Source organism: Streptomyces sp. NPDC087300 (genome assembly GCF_044744425.1).
In the GTDB taxonomy this organism is placed as follows: Bacteria; Actinomycetota; Actinomycetes; order Streptomycetales; family Streptomycetaceae; genus Streptomyces.
The window spans coordinates 1-14,641 of sequence record NZ_JBIUYI010000017.1 but is presented as its reverse complement, the minus strand read 5'-3'; the positions used below and the strand labels follow the sequence as shown (position 1 = coordinate 14,641).

At 67.1% G+C, this 14,641-nt stretch carries 13 protein-coding genes and 2 pseudogenes; 10 read left to right on the top strand and 5 right to left on the bottom strand.

Features of this window, described 5'->3' with window-relative positions; all coding sequences use genetic code 11:
* Nucleotides 1-50: 50 nt before the first annotated feature.
* Together ACIO9J_RS41105 and ACIO9J_RS41100 are read left to right on the top strand one after the other, a co-directional pair.
* Nucleotides 51-998: a hypothetical protein gene (locus tag ACIO9J_RS41105; RefSeq protein ID WP_402010576.1), complete on the top strand. Its 948-nt coding sequence runs from the start codon at nucleotides 51-53 to the stop codon at nucleotides 996-998.
* Between the two features lie 39 nt (nucleotides 999-1,037).
* Nucleotides 1,038-1,504: pseudogene (locus tag ACIO9J_RS41100) on the top strand (TrmO family methyltransferase).
* A gap of 11 nt (nucleotides 1,505-1,515) precedes the next feature.
* Here ACIO9J_RS41100 and ACIO9J_RS41095 read toward each other — a convergent pair.
* Both ACIO9J_RS41095 and ACIO9J_RS41090 read right to left on the bottom strand, forming a co-directional pair.
* Nucleotides 1,516-2,135, bottom strand: a pseudogene (locus tag ACIO9J_RS41095) (transposase family protein); the annotation flags it as partial.
* A gap of 230 nt (nucleotides 2,136-2,365) precedes the next feature.
* On the bottom strand, nucleotides 2,366-3,067 hold the full coding sequence (locus ACIO9J_RS41090) for a hypothetical protein (RefSeq protein WP_402010575.1): 702 nt from the start codon (nucleotides 3,065-3,067) through the stop codon (nucleotides 2,366-2,368).
* A 261-nt stretch (nucleotides 3,068-3,328) separates the two neighbouring features.
* On the opposite strand from ACIO9J_RS41090, the gene ACIO9J_RS41085 reads away from it, so the two are divergent.
* The 6 genes from ACIO9J_RS41085 (at nucleotide 3,329) to ACIO9J_RS41060 (ending at nucleotide 10,623) form a co-directional block, all read left to right on the top strand.
* Nucleotides 3,329-3,949 (top strand): hypothetical protein, encoded by a 621-nt coding sequence (locus tag ACIO9J_RS41085; RefSeq protein WP_402010573.1) that lies wholly within the window; start codon nucleotides 3,329-3,331, stop codon nucleotides 3,947-3,949.
* A gap of 343 nt (nucleotides 3,950-4,292) precedes the next feature.
* Complete coding sequence (locus tag ACIO9J_RS41080; protein ID WP_402010572.1) at nucleotides 4,293-4,451, top strand: hypothetical protein; 159 nt, start codon at nucleotides 4,293-4,295, stop codon at nucleotides 4,449-4,451.
* A gap of 231 nt (nucleotides 4,452-4,682) precedes the next feature.
* The gene (tap, locus tag ACIO9J_RS41075; RefSeq protein ID WP_402010570.1) at nucleotides 4,683-6,893 is read left to right on the top strand and encodes a telomere-associated protein Tap; all 2,211 of its coding nucleotides are present in this window, start codon (nucleotides 4,683-4,685) and stop codon (nucleotides 6,891-6,893) included.
* Between the two features lie 3 nt (nucleotides 6,894-6,896).
* Nucleotides 6,897-7,454, top strand: a complete 558-nt coding sequence (gene tpg / locus ACIO9J_RS41070; protein WP_402010568.1) for a telomere-protecting terminal protein Tpg — start codon at nucleotides 6,897-6,899, stop codon at nucleotides 7,452-7,454.
* A 1,496-nt stretch (nucleotides 7,455-8,950) separates the two neighbouring features.
* On the top strand, nucleotides 8,951-10,021 hold the full coding sequence (locus tag ACIO9J_RS41065; protein WP_402010566.1) for a hypothetical protein: 1,071 nt from the start codon (nucleotides 8,951-8,953) through the stop codon (nucleotides 10,019-10,021).
* A gap of 92 nt (nucleotides 10,022-10,113) precedes the next feature.
* Complete coding sequence (locus ACIO9J_RS41060; protein ID WP_402010564.1) at nucleotides 10,114-10,623, top strand: hypothetical protein; 510 nt, start codon at nucleotides 10,114-10,116, stop codon at nucleotides 10,621-10,623.
* A gap of 68 nt (nucleotides 10,624-10,691) precedes the next feature.
* Here the strand turns inward: ACIO9J_RS41060 and ACIO9J_RS41055 are convergent, their stop codons facing one another.
* The 3 genes from ACIO9J_RS41055 to ACIO9J_RS41045 all read right to left on the bottom strand — a co-directional run bounded on the left by ACIO9J_RS41055 (nucleotide 10,692) and on the right by ACIO9J_RS41045 (nucleotide 13,095).
* The gene (locus tag ACIO9J_RS41055; protein WP_402010563.1) at nucleotides 10,692-11,411 is read right to left on the bottom strand and encodes a hypothetical protein; all 720 of its coding nucleotides are present in this window, start codon (nucleotides 11,409-11,411) and stop codon (nucleotides 10,692-10,694) included.
* A gap of 45 nt (nucleotides 11,412-11,456) precedes the next feature.
* Nucleotides 11,457-11,891: a hypothetical protein gene (locus tag ACIO9J_RS41050; protein ID WP_402010561.1), complete on the bottom strand. Its 435-nt coding sequence runs from the start codon at nucleotides 11,889-11,891 to the stop codon at nucleotides 11,457-11,459.
* 130 nt (nucleotides 11,892-12,021) lie between these two features.
* On the bottom strand, nucleotides 12,022-13,095 hold the full coding sequence (locus tag ACIO9J_RS41045; protein WP_402010559.1) for a hypothetical protein: 1,074 nt from the start codon (nucleotides 13,093-13,095) through the stop codon (nucleotides 12,022-12,024).
* A gap of 129 nt (nucleotides 13,096-13,224) precedes the next feature.
* On the opposite strand from ACIO9J_RS41045, the gene ACIO9J_RS41040 reads away from it, so the two are divergent.
* Together ACIO9J_RS41040 and ACIO9J_RS41035 are read left to right on the top strand one after the other, a co-directional pair.
* Nucleotides 13,225-13,536, top strand: a complete 312-nt coding sequence (locus ACIO9J_RS41040) for a hypothetical protein (protein WP_402010557.1) — start codon at nucleotides 13,225-13,227, stop codon at nucleotides 13,534-13,536.
* 544 nt (nucleotides 13,537-14,080) lie between these two features.
* Nucleotides 14,081-14,374, top strand: a complete 294-nt coding sequence (locus ACIO9J_RS41035) for a hypothetical protein (RefSeq protein WP_402010555.1) — start codon at nucleotides 14,081-14,083, stop codon at nucleotides 14,372-14,374.
* Nucleotides 14,375-14,641: the final 267 nt, after the last annotated feature.

The window sequence follows — 14,641 nt, the reverse complement described above, 5'->3', positions numbered from 1 at the left end:
GGGAGTACGGGTTGGAGCTCGCCTCCCGGTAGTCGACCCACGCTTGAGCCGTGCCCTTCGTGGCCCGAGTCCACGCCTACATCCGAAGGCCGGCCATGGCGAAGGCATCGAGTCCCGCGGGATCGGTGTCCAGCCAGGCATCGCAACGCAATGGCGCGCGAGAGAAACGAGCTCCAGGCGCCACTGACAGAAGCGCCCCCTTCCTCAAGGGGCGCTTCGCCGACGACCGCACGCGGCGCGCCATGTTCGCCGCGGTGGCAGAACTCGCCTACGTCTCGGCCTGGATGGCGTTCGACAACAGCGAGCACGATGTGGCGCTCAAACGCTTCAACGCCGCCGTCAAGCTGGTGGCAAAGTCCGGTGATGCGCCATTGAGCGGACACATCCTTCGAGCGATGGCGCACCAGGCGTTGGACCTGGGGTTCCGGAGCGAAGCGCTGAAAGTGGCTCAGGCATCGGTGCATGGCGAGCGGTATGCCGAGGCCACGCCGCGTGAGCGAGCCCTCCTCGGCGTAGTGCACGCGCGTGCACTTGCCGCGAACGAGCAGAAAAGGGAGGCGGCCCGCGCCCTGCTCCGTGCCGAGGACGATCGGGGGAAAGCGCACGACGGCATCCGGGAACCGGACAGGACGTTCTTCTTCGGCGAGGCCTCTCTCGCTCACGAGACAGCGTGCACTCTCAGGGACCTGGGCGACCCGGGTCGCGCCATCACACAGTTTCGCCGGTCCGTGCGCACGCGCGGAGCCGCGTTCCGCCGCACCCACGCGGTGACCCTGGGGTACCTGGGAGCGACGCAGATCGGACAGGGGAACGTCGAAGAGGCCTGCTCGACGTGGAGCAGGGTCCTCGACTCCATGGAGCAGGGTATGTGTTCCGGCCGCGCGCGGCAGGCCGTGAAGGACATGCGGACGTTGCTCACCCCCTACCACCGGCGTGGCATCGCGGCCGTCGGGGCGCTCGATGCTCGAGCGGCGACGTATCTCACCGAAGTAAGTTGATCCACGAGGGCGTTGACTGAGATTCGGAGGGGCTGGGACGTGGCGTTGGGGATCGAGCCAATCGGGAAGGTCGTCCAAGGACGTACCGAGGTCACCGACGACTATTGGGCGGCATCGAGTCGGTGATCCAGCTCGACGAGAAGTTCCCCCTCGACGCCGTGCAGGGGCTCGATCAGTTCTCGCACCTGGTCGTCGTGTGGCACTTCGATCAGGCCTCGCCCAACGACGTGGAGTACCACGCCCGCAGCCCGCGCGGAAACACCGCGTGGCCCGCCACCGGAACGTTCGCCCATCGCAACCATCGGCGCCCGAACCAGCTCGCTCAGTCGTTCCCGAGACTGCTCCAGGTCGACGGCCTTCGGCTCCGGGTAACGGACCTGGACGCGGTCGTCGGCACGACGATCTATGACCTCTCGCCCTTCTTCGCCGAGATGGGACCCCGCGGGCCAGTTCGTGAGCCGAGCTGGCCGGGGGAGATGCTGGCCGACTACTGGACGGAGAAGTAGCGCGGGTGCTGCCGGCAGTCGCGGAGGAACTTCCAGGTCCTCATCCGGGCGAAGACATGCTCGACGCGGGCGCGGACCTGTTTGTGCTCGCGGTTGTGCTGGGCCTGCCACTCGGTGAGTTCGCCGCCGCGCGGGCGGCGGTGCGGGATGACCAGGCCGGTGTCCGGAAAGCCGCCGTCTGTGATGGTCGTTGTCCGGCCGACGGCGGCCTTCGCGCCAGATTGCTCCCAGGCCTTGCAGCCGTTCCGGTTGCCCGGCAGCGGCTTGCCGACAGTGACGACCAGCCGGTGCGCGCGTCGATGACGGCTTGGTGGGTGGTGGAGTATCGGTAGTTCTTCGACTGCTCGGCGATCGCGTGGTCGCGGGTGGGGACCAGGGTGCCGTCGACGATCAGCACGGTGCCTTTGCGGAGCCGGCGTCGTGGATTGAGCGCGAGCAGGGGCTCGAGGTGGCCGATGATTCGTCCGGCCGCCGACTTGGACACCCCGAACCGCGGCGCGAGCTGCCGCAGCGTCAGGTTGGTACGCCAGTAGGCCGCGACCAGCAGGACGTGGTCCTCCAACGGCAGGCTCCACGGTCGGCCTCGGCGCACCGTGTCGGCGCCCTCGCGACGGAGCATCGCGATCAGCTTGTGGCAGTCGCTGAGCAGAACTTCCGAGCTGGCCCACACCTGCCTCAAACGGATGCAATGCCCGCAGGGCCTGCTCGACGGATTCATCGCCCAGACCGGCCTGGTCCGGACGCCACCATGGTCTCACCGTGAACCGAAAACCTCAGTAGCGGTGCTCTTGCACCGACGGACCGGATGGCTTCGTGCACAGGAGAAAGCCCCCTGCCCTCGCTGGCCTGGATCAACCTGGTTCAAGAGGAAACTGCCAGCTTCTTCGTGGTGCTGCTGCCCTCATCCTGGCTCTTTACGGTGACGCTGCTCGCGCCGTCGTCTCCGTCCCACCAAGCAGCGAACGCTTCACTGACGGCATTGAGGTTCTTTTGTGTCGAGGCATCCCTATAGGTGAGGTAGTCCGTCGATACCGTCACGACGCCGTTGCCGCTGTCCGCGTATCCGATGCCGAGTGAAGTGATGTGCGGGGCGAGGCGACCGCCGCCGGTGGCGTTCTTGGCGGTCCAGGAGAGGAATTCCTTGAGAAGGTTGTCCGGATCGGTGCCGCGATAGAGCACCGTCTCCTGCACTGTCCTGCCGCCCTGGCTGAGGAAGTACGCACGTCCAGCCGCCGGATCCTTGTCCCACCATTCCGTGAACGCTGCCGCGAGCGGGCCGACTTGGCCCTCCGCCTCGCCCCACGGCCCATAATCGGTCAGGACCTCTACAACGCCGTCGCGCTGCTCGTCGTAGGAGAGTCGGATGGACAGCGTGTGACCCGCCAGCTTGTCGTCCTTCGGGGAATCGTTCGTCTTCAGCCACGACCGAAAACCCCGCAGGAGATTCGGGTCGTCCCGATGGGGCTGGCCGGCCTTGCCTGCACGGTCGGTCGGCTTCGCGGACGCCGCGGGCTCGTCCCCGCCGCCCGAGGTGGAACATGCCGTGGCGAGGAGCAACGCCATCGCGAGCAGCCCAGCACACTCGCCGGATCGCGTAAGCCACCCCGTGTTGGTCACTGACTGCTCCGTCCACTGGCTTTGTTCTCTGCCGTCTTAGACGGTGAGCGGCTTGGGTTGCCGGGTCGACACTTCGTTCGACGTGAACGTAACGTACCTGCCCCGTAAGTCCGGACCAATTGGATCCCGGGCGAACCCCCGTAACTGGCGGCCCTCGCCCCTGTCCCCGGTGCGAGGTTCGTCAGCAGCAGGTGACAGGCTTGCGGGATGCTGATCGAGGGATATGGCGAGGGCCCGTTGGCTGCCGGGGAGCCTTTGCTGACTCGCCCAGGGTTCTGGTCGAACTACCTGCTGGAAATATGTGCTGGCGGGATCGGTGCTGCGCAGCCTGCCCCGGAGTGGTTCGGCGATGACGGAGCTGACACCGAGGCCTTGTCCGAGACCATCACGGACCCCGCATGGTGGCCTGTGTTCCGGGTGCCCGCCTCGGTCGGCCCGGGAATCGTCGTGGTGTACCGCAACCTGGTCGGCGACTACGGCACCGACTACCTGCTCGTCCCCGAAGGGCGAAGCGGCGTGCAACGGTTGGCCGGCTGGGAAGGTGAGCTGTCGGGAACCGGGCTGGCGTGGCAGGACCTGGCGAGGATCGCGGACAATCCAACACCCAGGGCTGCGGGGGTCAGCGACTCGGCTGCCCGCCTCCTGCTGATCCTGCCCCTCCTCGACGCTCAGGATGTTCCGAAGGGTGCCTCAGAGAGGATCAGCGCCGCCCTCATTGCTGTCGGGGCCCCGCAGGATACTGCCTCCAGCACCGCGGATTATCTCCTTGGTCGCCTGACGAACAGATCGTGGCACGACCCCACATGGGACTCACCTCTGAGCACCTGAATTGGAAGCCTTCTGCACCCAAACTCTGGCCAGTGGTTGGTGGGGATCTGGCTGTGGACTGACGTTGTCATAGGGGCGAGGCATGTCGTCGACGATGGGAGTTCCGGCGCCCAGCGCCGCAGATAGACCCGAGCCGTCGTCATCTGGTCCTCATCGAGGTACGTCATGTGCCCAATGGCCTTCTGCGCATCGGCCCGCTCGTCCTTGCGCGTATACCGCAGCAGGATCCAGAACGCCGTCATCAACGACCCCGTCGTACCAACCGTGTTGAGCCACGCAGGGGCCGCATTCCAGTCCACTCCACTCATGACGCCGCCGTCGGCACAAACCCACGTGTCTACACGTGAACGAACGATCGCCGTCGCGGCTGGAGCTCCTCGAATTCGGCGAGCGAGTCGCCATGCATCACCTGGAGCAGGTACGCCGCTGGAAGGCCGACGAGCTGCTCCTCCAGGCCGAACGCGAGCAAGGTGAAGCCGCTTCGTCCCCGCGCCCCGAGTGATACGACGAGTGCTTACCGCGCCGTAAACCGTGGGGGCAGGCCCGTGGTCTCGCCCTGGCGGCGGGCGAGCATGGTCGCGATGGAGCGGATGTGTCTGGTCAGCGCGGCCAATTCGGTGCGTTGCGCTGCTCACCCGCCCGAGTGTTGCAATCCGTCAATCGCGCGATTCGTGCGCGATTGATGCGCGAATCAGTGCGCGATCCACTATCGTGCCCATTGGAGGTGCCTTCTTTGTCCACTGAGAACGAGCTGTTCGGCGCCGTAGACGCGCTGCTGGAGCAAGTCGCGCAGGATGATCTGCCGGCCCCCGCGGAGCGCAAGCGTCTACGGGAAGCGGCGGGCCTGAGCCAGGCGCAGATCGCCACGGCGCTGGACGCCCGCCGGGAGGCAGTGGGGAACTGGGAGAGCGGGAAGACGGATCCGCGGTCGCCGAAGCGGGCCGCCTACGCCCGGCTGTTGGAGGGCCTTGCCGCCCGCTTCCCCGCCCCGTCCGCCGACGCACCCGCGGTGCCGGTGGTCCCAGAGGCGTTCATCGACCCGGCCCCGACCTCGGCCCCGGCCCAGGCCCCAGCCTCGGCCCCCGCCGCCGTAACGCCATCCCGCCCCGCAGCGCACGCCACCGCCCCATCGGCGGCTGCCTCATCACGGCGCCCGGGCGCAAAAAAGGCGGCGGTGAAGAAGAGCGCGACGGCGACCACCACCCCCGTCGACCCGCGTTTCGAGAACGGTCCGCTCGCAGTGATCGACTGCGAGGACGGGCAGGTGTCGGCGTACTGCGTCGGCGGCCTGGTCCTGGACGTGCCCGCCAAGTCCCTCCCGGCGCTGGTCGACTGGACGCTGACGGAGGCCAAGCTGGGGCAGGCCCGGCTGCACCACAACGGTCGCGATGCCGACCCGATCCTCGTCCTGACCGCGGCCGCGCTGGAGCGCTACGGCCTGCCCGCCGCCCTGTCGGAGGAGGAGCGTCGCGCGGGCCGGCTCCCGGACAGCCACAAGGTGGTCAAGCGGATCGGCAAGGCGGGCCTGCAGCTCACCCAGCGTGGCCTGGGTCCGTGGGCGCGCATCTTCCGCGAGCCGGAGGGCTCCAGGCGCCGCTGCGTCCAGTTGTGCGTCCTGCCGTGGAACGCGCTGGACACCCGGGAGTGGAGCAGAAAGGACGACCCGGAGCTGCTGCTGACGATGCACCCGGCCGACCTCGCCCGCTACCTCGGCTTGTACGCGGAGCGGGTGATGACCCCGCGCGGCAGCACCGCGACGACCGGCCTGGAGCTGATGGTCGCGCTGCGCCCGCCGACCCGCGCGGAGAAGGACCCGGCCACCGGCGAGTTCAAGCGGGCGTTCAACGACGATGCGCTCACCGCCCGGTACGAGGTGGTGGAGTGCGAGGTCCCCGACGAACACCCGGTCCTTGAGGGCCAGTTCGCCCGGCATCACCTGCGCACTCCTGCCGAGATGCTGATGGAGGAGCCCTACGACTGGTGCCGGCCGCTGACCGATGAGGAGTGCGTGAACCCGTTCCTGGTCGCCATCGACATCAACATGTCGTTCGCCGCGGCCGCCAACGGGCTCACCGTCGGGCTGAACGGGCCGACCCACCTGACCGCCGACCCGAAGTTCGATCCGTCGCTGCCCGGCTCGTGGCTGGTCGATCTCTCCCACATCAACCTGTCCCACGTGTCCGTCAACGGCCGCACCATCGACGGAGACCGGCTCCCGAGCCCGTTCACGCCCAGGGGCGAGAGGCCCCAGGGCCCGGCCTGGTACGCCACTCCGACCGTCGCCTACGCGGTCGAGCTCGGCTTCGACGTCGCGCCGATCGAGGCGTATGTGCGTACCCGGAACGGCCGCTACTTGGATGCTTGGTACAAGCGGCTGCGCGACGCGTACGTGGCCACGATGGCCGACATGGGCGTCAGCACCGACCTCGGCGGGAGCGCGTTCCTCGAGGCGATGGCGCGGCGCAAGCAGGTCGACCCGACGATGGCGCTGTTGGAGACCGCGATCAAGGCGACAGCGAAGGGCGGCATCGGCAAGCTCAGGCAGCGCAGCCGGGGACAGGTGCCGTACTACGAGGAGTACCCGGCGCTGAAGCGGGAGACCTGGCGCCCCGACATCCGCGCCGCCGTGCTGGCCAACCAACGTGTGGGCCTGCACCGCAAACTGCTGAAGACGGCGGCCGCCGCCGACCTCTACCCGGTCTCCATCGGTACCGACGCCATCGTCTACCCCTCGCCCGGCCCGTCCCCGCTGGACGTGCTGCCGCACACGCCCGAGGGCAAGCCGGCGCCGGGCACGTTCCGCCTCGGCGTCTCGCCGGGGATGGTCAAGCACCAGGGCACCCAGAGCGTCCTGTGGGCGGAGCAGCAGTTCGAGGAGCGTGGCGGCGTCTTCAACATCGCCAACCTCATCAAGACTGACCAGAGTGCCGGAGAAGGGGAGTAACCCATGGCCGACTCGCTCGGGGACAGTCTGGACCGCGCGCTGCAGGGGGCGTTCACCCGACGCCCGCCGCGGAGTGCGCAGGCGCAGATGAGGTACCTGGTCAAGCAGCTCAAGGGAACCAGGGCCGCAGCCCAGGCGCTCGGGATCTCCCAGCGCACCGTGGAGCGGTACGTGGCGGGCAAACTCAAGCGCCCCCGCCAGGACCTCCGCGGGCGCCTGGAGCGCGAGGTCAGAAAGCGGTGGCAGCCGCAGGTTCGCGCGAAGGCGAGGAAGAAGGCGGCGTCCACGGACGGCCTGGTCGTCTCCACGCGTGCCCGCTTCGGCTTCGAAGCCGCCGCCGGCTCGACCGACGATGCCCGGATCCGCGACATCACGCAGGCCCTGCCCCCCGAGTGGGCCGACCGCTTGTTCACCGCCCACGAGCAGGGCGCAGGCGAGCAGCATCTGAAGCAGATCGCCGCCGACGGCCTCGCGCAGATGTACTTCCGCGCCAACAACTCCCGCGCGCACGGGCTGGGCGTGGAGTTCACCGACGTGGAGCGGCTCGACATCGAGCTGTAGGCCGCTCTGACCTGATGCCTGGCCCCGGCACTCCAGTTACCGGGGCCAGGCACGTCCATCAACGGGGCGACGCCCCGGTGGCGGGGTAGTGGCCCGGTGCTGCTCCAGGAGGGCCTCCATGCCGATCAGGCAGGTGTCTCCGGTGGCGCCGGTCGACGTCGGCGTGCAGGACATCTCAGGTGAGAACTGGGAGTCAGACAGGTAGGACCGTGGTCGGGTGAAACTACGGCAGTGGAGACGGTTATCAGAGGCTGTTTGACGGCGCCTCCGGCGCGGTCAAGCGGGAGATGCCGCCGCTGGGAGACCCTGTGTGCCGCTACGACGGCAAGGACGTCCTCGTCTGTAGCGGTCAGGGAACCCGGTCCCAGGAGGTGATCGGAATGGACGCCTCCAACGCCAAGGCGCTGTCGCAGCTGCCCGACAACAAGGCGGACCGCATCGCTCCTATGGTGACCGCGGTCTGGCACGGCCGCGTCTACGGTAAGACGGATGAGACCTCGACACTCCTGGACGCCCGCTCTGGGGACGACGTAGCGACGGAGCCGATGCTCGCTCCAGAGGCAGTAGTAGGCGATCCACTGGCTGATCTGAAGTCCGACCAAGCACGCAGCGCAGGGTGCGAAGTTCTGGTCCTTGGCGCACACGAGACAAGAGGTTCCCGCGGTCGCGCCCTTCCAGGTCTCCACGCTCTGTTGAACCACGCAGTCTTCGAGGCGGGTCCACGAACTGTCCGTTGGTCCTCGTGTTGCGTCGTGGGCTGCTGACGACCTGCCCCGACAAGATCAGGCCAGAATCCCCGTCCGTCCTGGCTCTGTGCATCGATTGCTCCATCGATCTCAACGCTTGGGAATTCTGGCGGTGGGGCTGGGGTGCGGCCTGCTGATGCGAGTGCCTGGTCGCCTGGCCTCGGCCAGTAAGGAGTGAATATCTCTTTTGTGGCTGACAGGTCTGATAGCTTTTCCGGACGTCACAGCAGGAACAGGCTGATAGTGGGCTACCTGGTGTGTTCCGCTCACGATGGCCCGGGGGGCTCATGATGACGACAGGCCACGGCCTGCTGCGGCCCTGCCTAGATCGCCGGGTCGGCTAGCTCCGTCGAGAGCGGCGCTCACGCTCGCTTGCAGAAGCCCGCTGTAGTGAGGGCGTCCTCCACCTCCGCTATGCAATGTCACGTTGCATTCAGCGTCAGCCCACCTGCTGTTCAGCCGCAGACTGTGCAGGACCGTGGCGCTACCCAAAGCTCCATCTGGGTTCCTCGGCCTGCGCCTGTTCAGGCTCTCACCAGGCGATACGACTGACCCCGTCGTGCCTGACCTCACAGAGATTTCATCCGGGGAGAGGCGTGCAGCGGTGCTGAGGCGCAGCACACACCGGCAAGCGGAGTGCTCATGCCACCCCACCCGACGTCGTAATAATCCCTATCAACTGGAGGTCCAGTGCGCTCGTTTCGTCCCCTGCTCAGACGGCCTTACGCCGTCCCCGCAGTAGCCCTGGCCGTGGCCGGTACGGCCTTGGCGGTCAATCCGTCTGCCCAGGCTGACTCTCCCGGACAACAAGCCGCCCCGGTCAGTGTTCCCGTCGCCAAGACAAATACCGACGACATCACGACGACCGCGGAGGGCCAAAAGGAGCTCACGGACTTCACCAAGCGCAATTTTGACGCGCTTTCCGGGGCGGGGCAGGGCTCGTTGAAGGCCGGCAGTCCCTCCCTTCGGGCCGATGACCTGCAGAGTGACTACAAGGTCCTCGAAGTCGACATGGCCAAGGTCGCCTCCCAACTGGACCTCCCCGACTCGGTGTGCAAGGAGGGGAACAGCGAGGTCTTGGTGGCACCCCAGAGCGCCACCAACATCACCTACACGATCAGTGATGAAGAGACCGGCACCCCGCTCAGCCCCGGCGAAGCTCACGACAACCCCGACCGCTGTGACCTGAGTGTCGAGTGGGAGGAGGCGCCGGATGCCGATGACGTCGTGCAGGACGACCCCGAAGAGGCTGTGCAGTCTTCCGCGGTCAAGGCCGCCGCGGCGACCCGGCCGTACGCGAAGAAGATTGCCAGCGACTGCTTCCGGCGCAAGGTGGTGCACACCCAGTGGCCTGGCGGCTCGAAGATCTCAACGGCCTACAACGATGCCTGTTATCAGAACTGGGTGGAGAAGTACGACGGGAACAAGTCGTGGAACTACTACTCCAAGCGCGCCATGAGCACCTGTGACAGCTACGGCAACTTCTCCATCCGGTCGTGTGGCCACGGTGTGAAGCGGAACCCGTCCGGCCCGAAGGTGCATTGGCAGGACTGGGCGCCGACCGCCAGTCAGGAACGGAACGACTGCAGGTCCAGGAGCGTGGGTGTCACGCTGTGGAAGACCAGCGTTTCCGCCAACTTCGACCTCTGCGAAAAGCAGTTGATCTACAAGTACGCGGAAGCTGGAAAGATGAGCAGCTACTGGAAGGGCGGCCGCACACTCCACGCCCGCGGCACCCAGCACCAGGTCGCGGTGAAGGTGGGACAGAACAGCGGCCGACCCAAGTGGAAGCACTGGACGAACGTCAACTGGGGCGTCTAACCACCCCGATGACCGGCGTGGGCTAGAGGATGGGGTCATCGACACCCCATCCCCTAGCCCGCACCCCATACCAATCCGTGAGGCACGAGACGATGCGTCCCCGAATCACCCTCCTGGCCGCGCCCCTGCTCCTGGCCGCAACCGCGTGCACCAGCAGCAGCGACGCCGCGGACCGAGAAGCACCTCAGAAGACGGTCAGCGAGAAGCAGGCGACCGCGGTCCTTGACCACGTCGTATCCCGCGCTCCGCGGTTGAGCGCCGACCAGTTCTGCAAGGAACTCGCCTACCAGAAGAAGGCCTGCGCCTACGTACGCAAGCAGGCCGACGACTTCTGCCTCGAGCCCGGGCCCAAGCCCCATGTCCTGCGTTCCAGGGCCGTACGCGCCACCAAGGACTCCGACGGCGGCCGCGTATTGGAGATCGAGGGCAAGACAAAGGGCGGGCAGCGGTATGTGTCCGAGTTCTTCGTGACCGCACCCGAGGGTAAACCGCTGGCCTCCACAGCGGTCTATTGGTCCGGCGCGGGGCTGGGCGACTCCCCTTTCGGTGAGGACAACAAGGTGCTGCCGCAGTCCGAATGCGGCAGTCACGCATCGCGCTGACCCGTTTTCATTGGACGCCGTCACCGGCCTGGGCTTGGCGGAGTTCGTCGACTGCGGCCCAGCCGGGCTCACCCCTGGGGGCCGGCTCCGGTGGTGTGTGCTTCGACGAGCAGCATGTGGGCGGTACGAGGACGGGGGAGGGGATGGGGCGTCATCAGCCCACGGCCCGCGAGCGCGTGGCCGAGTACCTGCTCGCTGCACGGCCGGAGCGGTGATCGCAGGGCCGAGTTGAGCAGCGTCGGCCGGCCCTGGTCGCGGCGCGGGCGATGGATGAATCGCCGGACGAACGCGTCATGCGTGCGCCGGGCGGCTTCCCCGCTCTTGGGCGCGGCCCGCTCGCCGCGGGTCGGGTCCCGGTGGATTGCCCGGCGCAGTGTCGACAACGACAGCACTGCAGGCGCGTCCGCATCCTCGGCTGCCCGCTGTCTCAGCTCGACGTGGACCCGGGAGGCGTTAAGAAGTTCGTCTCCACACTCCCCATGGAGCTCACAGCCGACAGCCGACGACCTCGTTGGCTGGCGAACTGACGACATGACGGAGATCGTCTCCACCATCCGGCGCCGGGTGACCGACTCCTCGGCGAAGACGACGTCGTCCTGCCGAACAAGCGGGCAGGGGCCCTGTGCCTTGTCTACCGGGGTGGCCCCACGGCGTGCGAAGCTAACGAGCACGATGATGGCAAAGGACAGACCCACATACACGACGTCCTGGTCCGACCAGCTGTTCTCTCTGCTCTCCGGCCTGGAGGGGGCGCTCTTGCTGGGCCTCTCCGTTAGCCAGAGCGGCATCAGACGAGACCCGCTCCTCGACGAACTCGAAGTGTAGGGGGCGCCCTATGCCCTCGGCTCTGCAGCGCCGTTCGTCCTGCGCGCACGGCGGCCCGCCCGGTCGCGGTGGCACAGAAAATACACCAAGCGCCCTGCGGCGGTGATGGCTCCGGGGCCGAAGAGAAGGAGTGTCAGGGCGATCGTCTCCGTGTCTCCCACGGTGGCCCAGAGGAAGAGTCCCACCATGGCGAGCAACAGGCAGAGCAGCCATGCCGCGTGGGCCCGCGGTGCCGTTGCTCGGTCGAACGGGGGCATCAGCCCAAGCATCGTGCCCATGACTGGCACGGCCAGGAAGAGCGCGGCGGTACTGACGAACGGGACGAGCAGTAAGGCGACCAGGGCGGTGCCCGCGACAGCCCCTCCCAGCCGTGGCCAGCCACCCCGGCCCACTAGAGCGAGGATGAACCCCACCATGCCCAGCAGCGCGATGATGGCAAGCATGTGTGTCCTCCAGCGGGCCCACGGCCCTCTTGTGTGCGCCCTGCCGCGGCAGACGGGTGGCGACGAGACGCGCTCCCGCCCCATCCGGGCCGACTGTGGCCGGATGGGGCGAGAGCATGGTCTTTCCAGGCTAGCCGCTGTGTTCGGGGGACCCGTCCAGATCCTTGTCAGCGCAGAAGTACGCCCGCTTCGGGTTCGAACCGGGGTCGGACGGAGGGACCGAGGTGATGCCCCATGGGTTTCCGCTGTGACCGCTGTCGGGGGTGCACGAGCTGAACGGGTTGGCCCACAGCGGAGCACCGCTGCCGGGGTCGGGGACGCGGCTGAAGCGTACGAAGTCCCCCACGATCACGGGATCCTTCGAGTCGCGGGAGCTGCCGTCCAGGTCCATGGCCTGGTTGTTGTGGTACAGGTACTGATTGGGCATGTGGCTGGAGCGCAGCACGGGGCTGTCGCCGCGCTTCTTGATAGAACCGTCCGCGCACGCCTTGAACTTCAGCTCCTGCCAAATGGGCGGAGCCTGGCCGAAGATGGACCCCGTGACGGGCCCGGTCGCGCCGCCCGTGTTGAACAGGGCCTGGAACGATTCCGTAGCGATTTTCACGACCCAGGGGGAGAGTCGCTTGTCGTCGTAGACCCGCTGTTGCCAGCGGTCCATCGCCTTCGACGCAGATTTGGCGCCGATCATGGCCCGGTAGCCGATGGAGCCGCCCGAGGTGTAGAGCGCGGCGACACAGGTGTTGTTGTCGGTGAGCTCCGGGACCCGGCCCGCGAAGGCGTAGGCGCGGCCCGGCATTACCCCGGTCTTGGTCGGATCCGCCGTGGAGTCACGGCCGTTGTGCTCGTTGAGGTCCTTTGTCGTGTATGACAGGTCTGGCGGCTCGATGCCGTAGTCCTGGTGCAGCGCGGTGAAGAAGTCCATCAGATACCGCGGCAGGTGTGTATCGCCCGTGCGGTTGTCGTATTGGACAGCCTGGCTGCCATCGACGATCTTTCCGTCCTCGCCCACGACGAAGGACACCTCGGCCTTGGAACGAATCTTGTAGCGGCCGTCGTCGGTGTCGAAGTGCGAGGGCCTGGTCGCACTCGTAGGCCGGTCCTTGTAACTGTTGGCGAAACCGATCCAGCGCGCGAGGCTGCTGCCGTCGGGGTGGTTGACCGGATCGGTGCCCGCGCGTTCGATCTCGGCCTTCCAGCGTTCCATTGCGGCCTTCGTCTTGGGGGCCAAGCAGCTCGCATACAGGTCCGTGCCTTCACAGTCCTTGATGGAGGTGGCGTCCGAAGCGAGCTTGTGCCCCAGTCGTAGAGCTTCTGCCGCGTCTCGAACGGCGAGTTGACGATCCAGGAGCTCTTCTCATCGCCGTCGATATCCTGGTTCTCGTCGAACAGGCCCACCGCGTCCACCGCGTCCACCGTGTGCTCGGCGTACTTGCCCTTGATGGGGACCACGGCGATCGCGTCGAAGGCGATGTCCTCGTCTCCGGTGCCGTCGCGTGTGGTGGTGCTCAGCGGCACCTTGGGCGCGCCGTCGAACATGAAGGCGCCGAGATTCACCCAGCGGTTCTTGCCGCCGCCGCCCGTGTTCTTCTGGTCGATGATCCGGTTTCGGGTGCCCTTGGCTGTTTCGATCTCGTACTTCGCGTAGGCGGTGTGGGCTCCGTGGTCCGGCAGGTGCACCATGATCTTCGTGGGACCCTTGACGTCCTTGGTGAACTTCCAGGTGCCGGTGAACTTGAGCCGGTTACCCTTCTGGTCGTTCTGGCGGGTGTGGCCGAAGTAGAAGTGGCCGCCGAAGCCGGCGCCGAGCTGGTGGAGGTCAACCTTGGAGGGCCACACGGGGACGATGCGGACTTCCTTCCGGGGAGGCCATGGGGTGTAGCTCTATTCCAGAGTCTATCTCCTTATGAAAGTGAAGCACGGAACCCTAATCCTGAGAGTGGCGACCCTGTGAGCGTCATCGCGCCACCCAGCCACGCGCATCCGGGATCTGCACTCGGGCGCGAAGACCTTTCCCACAGCAAACTGTCTGCGTCATGACCGGTGAAGGGGCGGAGTGGATTACGAGGAGAGCACCCAGAGCCTTAACGGCGACCGTTTTGGCGACAGTTGGGATCATCGGAGGAGGAGCCATGCCCGCCGCGGCCGCTGGAGGACTCCTTCCGCACCCTGGGCCTGATGGCCTGGTGTGGGTGGAAGAGCAGACCAGGGACGGGGGAGTTGTATCCGCAGGAGCCTGGAAGGGCCTGCCGACCGTGCTCACGGTGGCCTGCGAAGGGGGCGGTAGCGCAGCGGTGACGATGGAGTCCCAGCAGATCCAGGTCGCCGAGTTCACGGTGGACTGCCCGGCAGGTGAAGCAGGCAGGGAGTCAGTGACGCTCACTCCGGGGGCCGTAGAGGTTTCCTTCACGGTAGGCATCAACACCTCGACCCAGAACATCCGCTGGGCCCTGACAGTGACCCAGCCCGAGAACACCACCCCCTAACCCGCCCGGGCCGAAGGCCCGTGGGTGTGACACGCGAAGCGCGCTAGATGGCTGGAGCGCAGCGGAAGCCACGGGGTCCGGCCGCAGGCCAGCCGCGGATCGCGAAGCGAGCCGCTCACCCTCGCAGTTGGTGGTACGCGCGAAGCGCGTACCACCTGGCGGTGAGCGGAGCGAGCCGCCTCCGCTCACGCGGAGCGGGAGCGGCCGGGGAGCGCAGCGACCCGGCCCGCTTCTTCGGGCGCAGCCCGAAGGGACCCGCTCCGCGGG